At 45.0% G+C, this 13,827-nt stretch carries 13 protein-coding genes and 1 pseudogene; all 14 read left to right on the top strand.

Annotation, left to right across the window (positions count from 1 at the left end; all coding sequences use genetic code 11):
• Positions 1 to 25: 25 nt before the first annotated feature.
• The 14 genes and pseudogenes from rpsB to rnhB all read left to right on the top strand — a co-directional run bounded on the left by rpsB (position 26) and on the right by rnhB (position 13,825).
• A complete protein-coding gene (gene rpsB, locus D1814_RS03165) occupies positions 26 to 757 on the top strand; it encodes a 30S ribosomal protein S2 (RefSeq protein ID WP_025254289.1) in 732 nt (243 codons plus the stop codon).
• Between the two features lie 121 nt (positions 758 to 878).
• Positions 879 to 1,751 carry a translation elongation factor Ts gene (gene tsf, locus D1814_RS03160; RefSeq protein ID WP_012517564.1) on the top strand — a complete coding sequence of 291 codons (873 nt, stop codon included), beginning with the start codon at positions 879 to 881 and terminating at the stop codon, positions 1,749 to 1,751.
• A 237-nt stretch (positions 1,752 to 1,988) separates the two neighbouring features.
• Entirely contained in the window at positions 1,989 to 2,726 is a 738-nt protein-coding gene (gene pyrH / locus D1814_RS03155; RefSeq protein ID WP_069943865.1) for a UMP kinase, read from the top strand.
• Between the two features lie 23 nt (positions 2,727 to 2,749).
• Positions 2,750 to 3,307, top strand: coding sequence for a ribosome recycling factor (gene frr, locus D1814_RS03150; RefSeq protein ID WP_118490063.1), 558 nt, complete (start codon positions 2,750 to 2,752; stop codon positions 3,305 to 3,307).
• Between the two features lie 9 nt (positions 3,308 to 3,316).
• Positions 3,317 to 4,099, top strand: coding sequence for a polyprenyl diphosphate synthase (gene uppS / locus D1814_RS03145; RefSeq protein ID WP_118490062.1), 783 nt, complete (start codon positions 3,317 to 3,319; stop codon positions 4,097 to 4,099).
• 54 nt (positions 4,100 to 4,153) lie between these two features.
• Positions 4,154 to 5,017 carry a phosphatidate cytidylyltransferase gene (locus D1814_RS03140; RefSeq protein ID WP_118490061.1) on the top strand — a complete coding sequence of 288 codons (864 nt, stop codon included), beginning with the start codon at positions 4,154 to 4,156 and terminating at the stop codon, positions 5,015 to 5,017.
• Positions 5,017 to 6,204, top strand: coding sequence for a 1-deoxy-D-xylulose-5-phosphate reductoisomerase (gene ispC, locus D1814_RS03135; RefSeq protein WP_118490060.1), 1,188 nt, complete (start codon positions 5,017 to 5,019; stop codon positions 6,202 to 6,204). Before D1814_RS03140 ends, ispC begins: the two co-directional genes overlap by 1 nt.
• Positions 6,198 to 7,550, top strand: a complete 1,353-nt coding sequence (gene rseP / locus D1814_RS03130) for a sigma E protease regulator RseP (protein WP_118490059.1) — start codon at positions 6,198 to 6,200, stop codon at positions 7,548 to 7,550. Before ispC ends, rseP begins: the two co-directional genes overlap by 7 nt.
• Positions 7,551 to 7,608: 58 nt before the next feature.
• Complete coding sequence (bamA, locus tag D1814_RS03125; protein WP_118490058.1) at positions 7,609 to 10,086, top strand: outer membrane protein assembly factor BamA; 2,478 nt, start codon at positions 7,609 to 7,611, stop codon at positions 10,084 to 10,086.
• A gap of 61 nt (positions 10,087 to 10,147) precedes the next feature.
• Positions 10,148 to 10,663: an OmpH family outer membrane protein gene (locus D1814_RS03120; protein ID WP_118490057.1), complete on the top strand. Its 516-nt coding sequence runs from the start codon at positions 10,148 to 10,150 to the stop codon at positions 10,661 to 10,663.
• A gap of 223 nt (positions 10,664 to 10,886) precedes the next feature.
• Positions 10,887 to 11,336: a 3-hydroxyacyl-ACP dehydratase FabZ gene (gene fabZ / locus D1814_RS03115; protein WP_118490056.1), complete on the top strand. Its 450-nt coding sequence runs from the start codon at positions 10,887 to 10,889 to the stop codon at positions 11,334 to 11,336.
• A gap of 1 nt (position 11,337) precedes the next feature.
• Positions 11,338 to 12,109 (top strand): annotated as a pseudogene (gene lpxA, locus D1814_RS03110) (acyl-ACP--UDP-N-acetylglucosamine O-acyltransferase).
• Positions 12,110 to 12,111: 2 nt separating this feature from the next.
• Positions 12,112 to 13,260: a lipid-A-disaccharide synthase gene (lpxB, locus tag D1814_RS03105; RefSeq protein ID WP_118490055.1), complete on the top strand. Its 1,149-nt coding sequence runs from the start codon at positions 12,112 to 12,114 to the stop codon at positions 13,258 to 13,260.
• On the top strand, positions 13,253 to 13,825 hold the full coding sequence (rnhB, locus tag D1814_RS03100; RefSeq protein ID WP_118490054.1) for a ribonuclease HII: 573 nt from the start codon (positions 13,253 to 13,255) through the stop codon (positions 13,823 to 13,825). Before lpxB ends, rnhB begins: the two co-directional genes overlap by 8 nt.
• The last annotated feature ends 2 nt before the right edge of the window (positions 13,826 to 13,827 follow it).

Below are 13,827 nucleotides of genomic sequence, written 5' to 3'. Positions count from 1 at the left end.
GGCCTAACCCCAAGAGGAAAATAAAATGGCTAATGTTTCTATGCGTGACATGCTGAAAGCAGGTGTGCATTTCGGTCACCAAACTCGTTACTGGAACCCAAAGATGAAGCCTTTCATCTTCGGCGCTCGTAATAAAGTTCATATCATCAACCTTGAAAAAACGGTTCCACTTTTCAACAATGCACTTAACTACATTTCAGGTGTTGCGTCTAAGAAAGGTAAAATCCTTTTCGTTGGTACTAAGCGCGCCGCTGGCGAAGCAGTAAAAGACGCTGCTCTTAAGTGCGACCAGTACTACGTAAACAAGCGTTGGTTAGGTGGTATGCTGACTAACTGGAAAACAGTACGTCAGTCAATCAAACGTCTTAAAGATCTAGAGCAACAAGCTCAAGACGGTACGTTTGAGAAGCTAACTAAGAAAGAAGCACTTATGCTTCAGCGCGAAATGGACAAGCTTGAAAACAGCCTTGGCGGTATCAAAGACATGGGCGGTCTTCCAGACGCAATCTTTGTTATCGACGCAGATCACGAGCACATTGCTGTAACAGAAGCTCGTAACCTAGGTATTCCTGTTGTTGGTGTTGTTGATACTAACTCTAACCCAGACGGTGTTGATTACATCATTCCTGGTAACGACGATGCTATCCGCGCTATCCAACTTTACTTGGATGCTGCTGCAAACGCTATCAACTCAGGTCGCGAAAGCAACCTTGAAGTACAAGCTGAGCAAGACGACTTCGTAGAAGCGGCAGAGTAATTCTGATTGCTTACTGTCATATCTAGATAATATGGCGGTACTACAATACGAAACGTATTGAGAGGGGCGATATCGCCCCTTTTACCTAACGAATTTATATTTAATGCTGAGGAATTGAAAAATGGCAGTGACTGCAGCACTAGTTAAAGAACTGCGCGAACGTACTGGCGCAGGTATGCTGGATTGTAAAAAAGCCCTGGTTGAAACGGATGGTGACATTGAGTTAGCCATTGAAAACATGCGTAAATCAGGTCAAGCGAAAGCGGCTAAAAAAGCAGGCCGTATCGCAGCTGAAGGTGTTATCCTTACTAAAGTTGAAGGTGGTCGCGCGACCATGCTTGAACTAAACTGTGAAACTGACTTCGTAGCACGTGACGAAGGTTTCCTTAAGTTCGGTAACGAGCTTCTAGAAGTAGCAGCGGCTAACAACATCAATGATATCGACGCGCTTAACGATGCAGAGCTTAACGGTTCTAAAGTAAGCGAAGTTCGTGACGCACTTGTTGCTAAAATCGGTGAAAACATCTCTCCTCGTCGCGTTATCAACGTTGAAGGCGACACGCTAGGTGCTTATGTACACGGCGGCCGCATTGGTGTTATCTCTATCCTTACTGGCGGTGATGAAGAGCTAGCAAAAGACGTAGCAATGCACGTTGCAGCTGCAAGCCCGCAGTTTGTTAAGCCAGAGAATGTTCCGGCTGAAGTTGTAGAGAAAGAGAAAGAAATCCAAATCGAAATCGCTATTCAGTCTGGTAAGCCAGCTGAAATTGCTGAGAAAATGGTTGCAGGCCGCATGAAGAAGTTCACTGGCGAAGTGAGCTTGACTGGTCAGCCTTTCGTTAAAGATCCTTCAATCTCTGTAGCTGAGCTTCTTAAGAACAACAGCGCAGACGTAATTAACTTCGTACGTTTCGAAGTTGGCGAAGGTATCGAGAAGAAGACTGAAGACTTCGCTGCTGAAGTAGCTGCTCAAATGGAAGCTGCTAAGAAATAATTGAGCGTTTATCTTTTGCATTACGCAATAGTTAGATAAACTACAAAGCACCTCTTAGGAGGTGCTTTTTTATAGCTGCATATCTTTAGTATTGCTAATGCAGTGCGCAAGTGTGAAGCTAGGCGAGTTACAGCGTGCGCCTGCCAAACAAACGAAAGCGCTTTGTCCTATGTTTTTTACGTCAATGCTTTATTGAAAGACATAGGACAAAACGGGTTTACGAGGACAATTCAAACTATGAGTATCACACCAAAATCAGCATATCGACGCATTCTGCTAAAGCTTAGTGGTGAGGCCCTAATGGGCGAAGAAGGCTTTGGCATAGACCCTAAAGTGCTAGATAGAATGGCACAAGAAATAAAAGAGCTGGTTGAACTTGGTGTTCAAGTTGGTCTTGTTATCGGTGGTGGTAACTTATTCCGTGGCGAAGGCCTAGCAAAAGCGGGAATGAACCGTGTTGTTGGCGACCACATGGGCATGTTGGCTACGGTAATGAACGGCTTAGCTATGCGCGACGCGCTTCATCGTGCATTTGTAAACGCGCGTATGATGTCTGCTATCCCATTAAACGGCGTGTGCGATGCCTACAACTGGGCTGAAGCTATTAGCCTTCTTAAGTCGGGCCGCGTTGTGATCTTTTCTGCCGGTACTGGCAACCCTTTCTTCACTACTGACTCAGCGGCTTGCTTACGCGGTATCGAAATTGAAGCCGATGCGGTACTTAAAGCCACAAAAGTAGACGGCGTATACAGCGATGATCCAGTAAAAAATCCTGAAGCGACATTGTATGATCAATTGTCTTACCAGGAGGTGCTGGAAAAAGAATTAAAAGTAATGGACTTGTCAGCCTTCACTTTAGCACGAGATCATAGCTTACCAATTCGCGTATTCAACATGAATAAGCCGGGTTGCCTTAAGCGTGTTGTGATGGGTGAAAAAGAAGGTACCGTCATTTGCCACGCTGACAACGATTAATTAAGAACAATAGGATACAAAACGTGATTGATGAAATTGAATTAGATGCGCAAGAGCGCATGGAAAAAAGCCTAGTTTCTCTAAAAGGCCAATTCAGCAAAATCCGCACTGGTCGTGCGCATCCAAGCCTTCTAGATGGCATCATGGTACCTTATTACGGTGTAGACACACCGCTAAAGCAAGTTGCTAACGTCGTTGCGGAAGACAGCCGTACTTTAGCGTTAACTGTTTTCGATAAAAGCGCTATTCAAGCGGTTGAAAAAGCGATTATGCAGTCTGACCTGGGCTTAAACCCAATGAGTGCAGGCGGTTCAATCCGTATACCTCTTCCCCCGCTTACAGAAGAGCGTCGTAAAGACCTTATCCGCGTTGTGCGCAACGAAGCGGAAGGTGGTCGTGTAGCTATCCGCAACATTCGTCGTGACGCTAACGGCGACATCAAAGATCTTCTAAAAGAAAAAGAGATCAGTGAAGATGAAAGCCGCGCAGCAGAAGAAAATATTCAGACTATTACTAACGATTTCATTAAGAAAGTTGACAGCTTGCTTGCTGACAAAGAAAAAGAACTAATGGAAGTATAAGTAAGCATTATGATTGGAAAGCGTTTAAGCGCAGCCAAATCGACAAAGGCTGAGGCGCCGGCAGTGACTGCCGGCCCGAAGCACGTTGCTATTATCATGGATGGCAACGGTCGATGGGCGCAAAAGAAAGGGAAAATTCGTACCTTTGGTCACAAAGCCGGGGTAGAGTCTGTACGTTCTGTTGTGCGCTTTGCACGTCAAAACGGTATTGAATCACTGACGTTATTCGCGTTTTCAAGTGAAAACTGGAAACGTCCTGAGGAAGAGGTCAGCGTTCTGATGGAGCTGTTTAATCTCGTTCTCAATAGTGAAGCAAAACGGTTACACAAAAATGGTGTACGTTTGCAGGTTATTGGTGATGTCGAGGCGTTTGATGCCAAGCTAGTCGAAAAGATTCGCAAAGCTGAAGACATGACCAGAGACAACAAAGATTTGGTCTTAAATATCGCCGCAAACTATGGCGGTAGGTGGGACATCGTAAATGCGGCCAAGCAACTCGCATCGCAGGTTAAACGCGGCGACCTTGATGTAGAGAACATAAGTGAAGAGGCGCTTGGTACGCACATTTCTACAGCTAACCTTCCAGAGTTAGATCTTCTTATTCGCACTGGTGGCGAGCACCGAATTAGTAATTTCTTACTATGGCAGTGTGCTTATGCCGAATTGTACTTCACGGACGTACTATGGCCCGACTTCAATGAAGACGTGTTTCAATTAGCTGTAGACGATTTTAACGTTCGCCAACGTAGATTCGGTTTAACCGGTGAACAGGTAGTCACAGCCGATGGTTAATACCATGCAGGCAATTATCAGGCTAGCCCTGGTAACCAAAGCCAAGGGCAAATTATGCTAAAACAACGAATAATAACTGCATTAATACTCGCGCCACTGGCGCTTTACGCTATTCTTTTTCTTCCTATTTTCTGGTTTGAAATAGCTATAGCGGGCGTTGTTGGCATCGGTGCCTATGAATGGGCGAACATGTCAGGCGTGTGCGAGCGTCCAAAAAAACTTATCTATATGGCGGGGGCCTTCGCTATATGTATTGCCTTATCACTTACCGTTGATGCCAACACGATTTGGTATCAGGGGCAATTGCATGGACTTTACCGAGTTATATTGACCGTTGCTGTTTTATGGTGGATAGCATCGTTACTTATGGTGCTTGCCTATCCGAAATACTCAAGGTTCTGGAAAGATAGCCGTAGCGTAAGGACCTTGTTTGGCGCACTCACGCTCATACCAACATGGGTAGCCGTAGTTGCGCTTCGCACTAGTCTGCATGATGTGGACCCGTTTTATGGCGCATCGCTCATATTCTACGTTTTGGGTATCGTTTGGGCTGCTGACATAGGCGCTTTTTTCGTAGGCGTTAAATTTGGACGACATAAGTTACGCCCTAACGTATCGCCCGGTAAAAGTTTAGAAGGCCTTTTAGGTGGTATCGCAGCTTCATTCGCAATTATCGCTTTTGCGGCATTGCACTATCAGGTAGAGCCTTCTCGCATTTGGCTACACCTTGCAATTGGCGGTATAACCGTTGCTGTTTCTGCTCTTGGTGATTTGAACGAGAGCATGCTTAAGCGCTGCGCTGGCATTAAAGACAGTGGCAAGATACTACCAGGACATGGTGGCGTGCTAGATAGAATTGATAGCCTAACTGCAGCATTTCCAGTATTTGCCTTCTGCTATGTAACTTGGATGGCGTAATGCAAACAGTAACAGTGTTAGGGGCCACTGGCTCCATTGGTTGTAATACACTTGACGTAATAAATCGCCATCCAGACAAATACCGCGTTTTTGCTATCACTGGGAACTCTCAGCTTGAACTGCTTATGGAGCAAGCGAAAAAATGCGCGCCGCGCTATGTAGTGATCGCTGATGATACTCACTACAAAGTAGCGTGCGCATTAGCATCTGAGTATGGTGTTGATGCAGAAATTCTCGCTGGCGCCAAGGCGTTGGAAGAGGTGTCAAGTGCACCTGAAGTTGACGCTGTCATGGCAGCTATTGTGGGTGCAGCAGGTCTTTTGCCTACAATGGCGGCGGTAAAGGCAGGAAAGCGAGTTTTGCTTGCTAATAAAGAAGCCTTGGTCATGTCTGGCGCTTTATTTATCGAGGCTGCAAACCAAAGCGGCGCTGAAATACTTCCAATTGACAGCGAACACAATGCCATATTCCAATGTCTCCCACACGATTACGAATATGGTAATTTTGCTGCGTCAGGTATCCGCAAAATCTTATTAACGGGTTCTGGTGGCCCCTTCAGAGAAAGGGCACTTAATAGCTTTTCTTCAATTACCATTGATGAGGCCAGTACACACCCTAACTGGTCAATGGGCCGAAAAATAACAATCGACTCTGCGACTATGATGAACAAGGGGTTGGAGTTCATAGAAGCCTGTTGGTTATTTGGAGCCAGCGCTGAAGATATTGATGTTGTTATCCATCCTCAAAGCATAATCCATTCTATGGTGCAGTACATTGATGGCTCTGTGATTGCGCAAATGGGTAACCCAGATATGCGTACACCTATTGCCTATGGATTGGCTCATCCAGATCGTATTGAAGCGGGTGTCTCGCCCCTCGACTTTTCAGATATGGCTAATTTCAGTTTTCAAACACCTTGCTTTGATCGTTACCCTAATCTGAAGTTAGCTATTGATGCATGTAAGGAAGGGCAATGCGCTACGACCACAGTCAATGCGTCAAATGAAGTGGCTGTAGAAGCCTTTCTAGACGGCAAAATTCAGTTTTGTGATATCGCTAAAGTAAATGAAGCTACGCTCAATGCTATGCCGCATGTATCGGTAAGTTCTATTCAGCAAATATTAGAACAAGATTCTCTTGCAAGAACAAAAGCTAACGAGATTATTCGAGGTAAATTTCAGTGCTAGCATTTTTATGGAGCCTTGGGGCATTTATTGTCGCCTTAGGTATTTTGGTTGCCGTGCACGAATGGGGGCACTTTTACGTTGCCCGTAAATGCGGAGTACAGGTAGAGCGCTTTTCAATTGGATTCGGCAAGCCAATTTGGAGTAAGACGAGCAAGTCGGGCACTGAATATGTCATCGCTATGATCCCGCTTGGTGGTTACGTTCGCATGCTAGATGGACGCATCGATGATGTGCCGCCCGAACTAGAAGATAAGGCCTTCAACAATAAACCTGTATTGCAGCGCATGGCGGTTATTGCAGCGGGCCCTGGCGTAAACTTCATATTTGCATTTTTTGCACTCTGGCTAATGTACCTTGTCGGCTTAGAAACCGTAAAACCGGTTGTTAAAGCTGTCGAGCCACAAAGTATTGCTGCTGTTGCCGGGGTTCAACCTGGGGATGAGATCACCAAGATTGGCGACAGAATTACACCTGACTGGGAAGCCGTTAACTTAGAAGTTGTTTCTAACATAGGGTCAGAAAAAACTACTGTTACGGTTAAAAATTCATCAGATATCGAAAAAGAACTGACATTTACATTGGGTTCTTGGAACTTTGACCCAGATAGCGAGTCTCCATTAAGCAGCTTAGGACTAACCCCATATCGGCCAGATGCAACGTTAACTGTTGGGTTTGTTGGTGAGGGGAGTGCGGCTAAGCAAGCTGGATTGAAACCCGGAGATGAACTTGTCGCACTAAATGGAACTAAATTGACGTCGTGGGAACGTTTGGTTGACGTAATTGTTGAAAGTCCTGGTGAGAATATCTCCCTTGATATACAAAGGGATGGACAGCAACTTACGTTAAGTGCCACGATAGCGCGCCGTGATACACCACAAGGGCAAAGTGGTTATTTAGGTGTGAGCCCAACATTCGAGCCTTGGCCAGAAGGGTATGTGTTTACTCATCAATATGGCATTATAGAGGCTATTGGGAAGGCGCTAGACAAAACGTGGCGTCTTATGACACTCAGTGTCGATATGATAGGAAAGCTTATCACCGGCGATGTATCGGTGAAGAATTTGAGCGGTCCTATCTCAATTGCTCAAGGTGCGGGAACAAGTGCTGGGTATGGACTTGCGTACTTTTTGAGTTTTCTTGCCTTAATAAGCGTAAATTTAGGCATAATAAATTTATTACCCTTGCCCATGCTTGACGGTGGTCACCTCATGTTTTTTATTGTGGAGTGGATCACTGGTAAGCCTGTGCCTGAAGCGGTGCAGGAATGGGGTTACAGAATAGGTGGCGTGCTTCTGTTTATGATCATGGGTATCGCAATTTTTAACGATATCGCTCGCATAACCTGATACAAATCAGGAAGTACAAAACAGCTAATACAAAACGCGGCCAGGAAAAGAAAAATAGATGAAGTTAAAACAGTTAGTAGCAGCCGGAGCCATTCTTTCCAGTGCTAGCTTTGCCAACGCTGCGGCGCAAGACAGTGAATTTGTTGTTGAAGACATTCGCGTAGAGGGGTTGCAACGAGTTGCACTTGGTGCAGCTTTAACCTACTTGCCCGTTCAAGTTGGCGACGAGCTTAATACATTCAGGGTAACGCAGCTTATTCGCTCGCTATACTCTTCAACTCACTTTGAAAATGTAGAAATTCTTCGCGATGGCAACACCCTTGTGGTTCGTGTAGCGGAGCGTCCAACCATCAGTAATATCATTTTTGACGGCAACGATGACATTAAAGATGAACAGCTCCAAGAAAGCTTGGACGGCAATGGTGTCCGCATCGGTGAGCCACTTGATAAAACCGTACTAACCTCTATTGAGAATGGCCTTAAAGACTTCTTTTACAGCATAGGTAAGTACAATGCTGACGTAACGGCTATTATTACGCCATTACCGCGTAACCGTGTCGATTTGAAACTACTTTTCGAAGAAGGCGATGCGGCTGAAATCGAACAAATTAATATTGTAGGTAACGAAATCTTCTCAGACGAAGAACTGATGGAAGCGTTTGAGCTACAATATGATACGCCTTGGTGGGACTTTTTATCAGAGACTCGCTACCAGCAACAAACGTTGCAAGGGGACATGGAAACCTTGCGTAACCACTATTTAAACCGTGGTTACCTTCGATTTAACGTTGACTCTACGCAAGTGTCGATGACCCCTGAAAAGTCGGGCATCTACATAGCCATGAACGTAACAGAAGGTGAGCAATACACCATATCTGAAGTAGAACTCGTGGGTGATGTGCTTGGTCATGAAGAATACATCGAGCGCGTACTGCCGCTGACAGAAGGTGAGCTCTACAATCAAGCGGAAGTCACCTATACAGAAGAATTCATTAGTAAGTATCTTGGTCGCTTTGGTTATGCTTATCCAACAGTAACTACCGTACCTGAGATAAATGACGAAGACAAAACGGTTAAGTTGACGCTATCTGTAGACCCAGGTAAGCGTATCTACGTTAACCGTATTAAATTTAACGGTAACGTGGTAACTGCTGACAGCGTACTTCGTCAAAACGTAAGTCAGATGGAAGGTACTTGGTTATCTAATAACTTGTTAGAGTCTTCAAAAAATCAGCTTTCTCGTCTTACCTATATGGAAGAAGTAGAGTTTGAGACTGTTCGTATTCCTGGTTCTGAAGATAAGGTTGACGTTAACTATAACGTTAAAGAGCAGCCTTCGGGCTCTTTCAACGCAGGTATCGGTTACGGGGATAGAACCAAGTTAAGTCTACAGGCGGGTATCCAACAAGATAACTTCTTGGGCACAGGTAAGCGTGTTGGCCTAAACCTGAGCACGGTTTCTTATCAGCGCAGTGCGCAAATCACCTATAACGATCCTTACTTTACCATTGATGGTATCAGTTTGGGTGGAAGTATAGGCTATAGTGAATTTGACGGCTCTGACTTTAACGTAATTCAGTACAACTCGAAACGTTGGTCAATTGGTGCGAACATTGGTTATCCAATTAACGAATTCAACCGTATTAATTTTGGATTGACCTACAGCAATGTCGAGCTATTTAACCGCGGTTATTACGAGCAAACAGAGCAATTCTATAACCAGTTTACCGATGGTGAAGACCCGGATGCAGCCATTAAATATGATAGTTACTTAGCTAGCGTAAGCTGGAGCAGAAGTACCCTTAATCGTGGCTTATTCCCAACGGCGGGCTCTTCTCAACGTGCGTCGTTTAGCATTACCACTCCGAACTCTGACGTTAACTATTTTAAAACTGTATTTGATGGAAAATGGTACTTCCCATTATCCCGAGACCAGCGCTGGTCGTTCTTAACCCGTGTTCGTCTTGGTTACGGTAATGGTTATGGCGATATCAACGGCAATGAACAAATCCTACCGTTTACCGAAAACTTTACTGCAGGTGGTTCAGATTCATTGCGTGGGTTTGAAAATAATACAGTCGGTCCTCGTGGTATCTTCTTAGGTAACTCTGGCACTATTACCGGTCCTGATGGGGAACTTTTCCCAGCAGACCCTGCGGATGCTGCGCTTTCTTGGTCAACGCGAAGCCTGGGTGGTAACGCTATGGCACTCGGTGGTATCGAGCTAATTGTCCCTACGCCGTTTGTTGAAGAAGATATGGATAACTCTGTCCGCACAAGTTTGTTTGTGGATGTGGGTAACGTATGGGATACTGAGTTTGATTATGACTACTACCGTCAGTTTGATATAGCATCTACCCAAGATGGTGAGCTATTGGACTATTCTGACTGGAGCCTGTATCGTAGCTCGGCAGGTATATCGGTTCAGTGGATTTCACCAATGGGGCCGATGGTATTTAGCTTCTCGAAAGCGATACAGCAGCGTGATGGTGATGATGCTAGATTCTTCACTTTCAATATTGGTCAAACTTTCTAAGACATTAAAGCGAGCGCGTTTTAATCGCGCTCTATAATAAGATTCACAAAAGGAGTTCCCTTTGAAACAGTTGGTTAAACATATCGTTGCAGGAGCAATGTTGGGTAGCGCTTTAGTAAGTACATCTGTAATGGCAGAACAGAAAGTGGCTGTTGTTGATGTGCAAGGTATTTTTCAAGCGATGCCTCAAGCGGCTGAGATTCAAAATGCTATTCAAGCTGAGTTTAAAGATCAGCTTGAAGAAGTGAATCAACTGCAGCGTGACGGTCAGTTCTATGCAGAACGTCTTCAGCGTGATGCAGCTACAATGAGTGACACCGAGAAGAAAGAACTAGAACAAAAAATCTTGTCAGTTCGTGAAGAGCTTTCTAAAAAGGGTCAGCCTTTACAACAGAACATTCAGCGTCGCAGCAACGAAGAGCGTAATAAGCTGCTTGGCCTTATCAAGCAAGCTATCGATTCTGTTGCATCTAAGCAAGGCTACGACCTAGTACTTAATGCAGGTGCAGTTGCGTTTGCTAAAGAAGAGCACGATTTATCTGAACAGGTACTTCAGCAAGTAAGCAAAGCTAACTAAAAACTCTGGGCCTGCTGTACGTCAAAGAACAGCAGGCCCTAGTCAGTTATAAAATTTTCAGGCCAACCCCTTCAAAGGTGTTGGTCTGATTTGTTTTTCGCGCTTTACAGCGTATGGTTGCCGCCGTTTTTAGTTTTTACGGCGAGTTTGACCCAAATACCAATGCACCATCTGTATTGGTATGAAATAGTTAAAGGTCATGCTTGTATACAGGAGAAAGTTTTTGGCCAATTCACTTAATACCATCGAAATCCAGGAAATATTGGAACTGCTACCACACAGATATCCTTTCCTACTTGTTGATCGTGTTACTGATTATGTTCTAGGTGAGTCTGTAAAGGCTTACAAAAATATCACAATCAATGAGCCATGTTTCATGGGGCACTTCCCTGGACAGCCAATTTTCCCGGGGGTTTTAATCCTAGAAGCCATGGCACAAGCTGCCGGTGTTTTAGGTTTTAAGACCATGGGCAACAATGATAAGTTATACTTGTATGCAGGAATTGATAACGCACGTTTTAAGCGTCCTGTTGTTCCGGGCGATAAGCTTGAGTTTGATGTTGCTTTGGTAAAAGAGCGCAGAGGGATTTGGAAATTTAAAGGTACTGCAAGTGTCGATGGCGATATAGCTTGTAGTGCAGAGTTTATGTGTGCGATGAGAGAGATAGCCTAACGTGATCCATCCTACTGCGGTAATTTCAGATAGTGCAACGATTGGTGAAAACGTCACCATAGGTCCATTTTGTATGGTAGACGACAACGTCACCATAGGCGATGGCTGTATTCTGAAATCACATGTGGTGGTACGCGGCCCCAACGCGTATCGGTAAAAACAACAAGTTTTATCAGTTTTCTTCAATTGGTGAAGACTGCCAAGATAAAAAGTATGCGGGTGAACCTACCGAGTTAGTTATCGGCGACGATAACGAGTTTAGAGAAGGGGTAACCGTTCACCGCGGAACGGTCCAAGACAACGGCATAACCATTATTGGTTCCCGTGGACTTTTCATGGCTAACGCACACGTAGCCCATGACTGCGTTCTTGGTGATGATATAATAATTGCCAACAATGTGGCTGTGGCGGGTCATGTTCATATTGATGATTTCGTTATTATTGGCGGTGCTACAGGCATCCATCAGTTCTGCAAAATTGGCGCTCATGCATTTTTAGGGGCGGGCGGTATTATTCTGCGCGACGTCCCACCTTTTGTGATGGTTAGTGGGCAAAAGAATATTCCTCAAGGTATTAACTCTGAGGGACTAAAACGCCGTGGCTTTGCAAAAGAAGAAGTGCTTGAAATAAAGCGTGCCTACAAAGCGATTTATCGTGAAGGTAATACTATTGACGAAGCGGTGAACAAGCTCGCTGAGCCAGCGCAAAAATTTGATGGTGTGGCACTCATGGTTAAGTTCTTACAAGACGCGACGCGAGGCATTATTCGCTAATTATGTCTAAACCAATTCGTATCGGCATGGTTGCCGGAGAGCCCTCTGGTGACATCCTTGCCGCTGGAATGGTCGCAGAATTAAAACGCCAATATCCAGATGCTATTATCGAAGGTATTGGCGGTCCAAACATGATAAACGCAGGTTTTCATAGTCTTTTCGATATGGAAACTTTGTCGGTTATGGGGCTTGTTGAAGTCCTTTCCCACCTTCCCGCTATTTTAAAAGTTAAAAAGCAGCTACTCGCTCATTTCGAACAAAATCCGCCGGATATTTTCGTGGGTATAGATGCGCCAGATTTTAACTTAAGAGTAGAAAAAGCGCTTAAAGCCCGCGGTATCAAAACCATGCACTACGTGAGCCCTACCGTGTGGGCGTGGCGTGAAAAGCGTATCCATAAGATAGCGAAAGCGGCTAATCGCGTGTTAGGTTTATTTCCTTTCGAGCAGCAAGTTTACGATAAATACAATGTTCCCTATACCTTTGTAGGGCACACAATGGCCGACGCTATAGCGATTGAGCCAGATCAAGACGCATCACGAGTAGCATTAGGTGTAGATGCGAATGCCCCCGTATTGGCCGTACTTCCTGGTTCACGCAGAGGCGAAGTAGATACGCTTCTTCCTGTATTTCTCAAGACCATCGAAGCTATTCATGCTAAACGCAGCGACATTCACTTTCTTATTCCTGCCGCTAACGAGCATCGTCTTGCGCAAATAAAAGCACGCTTACTTGAAGCCAATAATGCAGAGGAGCGTTTACCTATCAAGGTAACTCAAGGCACATCGCGTGATGCCATGATAGCGAGCGATGTGATCTTGCTTGCATCAGGCACAGCTACATTGGAAGCTATGTTGTGCAAACGCCCTATGGTAGCCGCTTATTTACTGGCCCCGCTCACGTATAAAATCATGCAGCGCTTGTATAAAGCGCCGTTCTTCACTTTGCCAAATCTTTTGGCCAATGAGAAAATTATTCCTGAATTACTTCAAGACGAGGTAAACGCAGAGAATATGAGCAATCAGTTACTCAACTTCTTCGAAAGTGATAATTCAGCCCTTATTTCCCGTTTCACCGACCTCCACCATACGCTAAAATGCAACGCTGATAAAACAGCAGCAAAAGCTGTCGTGGAGGAATTGTTTGCATAAGTTAATTGCCGGTGTTGATGAAGTGGGGCGTGGCCCTTTAGTTGGAGATGTGGTTACCGCTGCGGTCATTCTAGACCCAGAAAACCCCATTGAAGGGCTAACCGACTCTAAAAAGTTGAGTGAAAAGAAACGTGTAGCCCTTGCCCAAGAAATTCGTGAAAAGGCGCTTTACTGGAATATCGGTAGAGCAAGCCCTGAAGAAATAGATAAGCTCAATATATTACACGCTACCATGCTCGCCATGACTCGAGCGGTAGAAGGCCTGCCAGTAATGCCTGACTTTGTGCGTGTAGACGGCAACCGAGTACCAGCCTGGAATTTTGAGTCTGAAGCGGTGGTAAAAGGCGATAGCCTACATGCTGAAATTTCCGCAGCGTCAATTATTGCCAAGGTAGAGCGAGATAACGACATGATTTCGTTGCATGAGGCCTACCCACAATATAACTTTGCAGGGCACAAAGGTTACCCTACAAAAGCACATTTTGAAGCTATCGCCGAATATGGCATCTTAGATTGCTATCGCAAAAGTTTTAAACCCGTAAAAGCGCTACTCGAAGAGAAATAACA

The organism is Alteromonas sp. BL110 (genome assembly GCF_003443615.1).
In the GTDB taxonomy this organism is placed as follows: domain Bacteria; phylum Pseudomonadota; class Gammaproteobacteria; order Enterobacterales; family Alteromonadaceae; genus Alteromonas.
The sequence above is the reverse complement of the archived record's forward strand: the minus strand, read 5'-3'. Positions and strand labels throughout refer to the sequence as shown.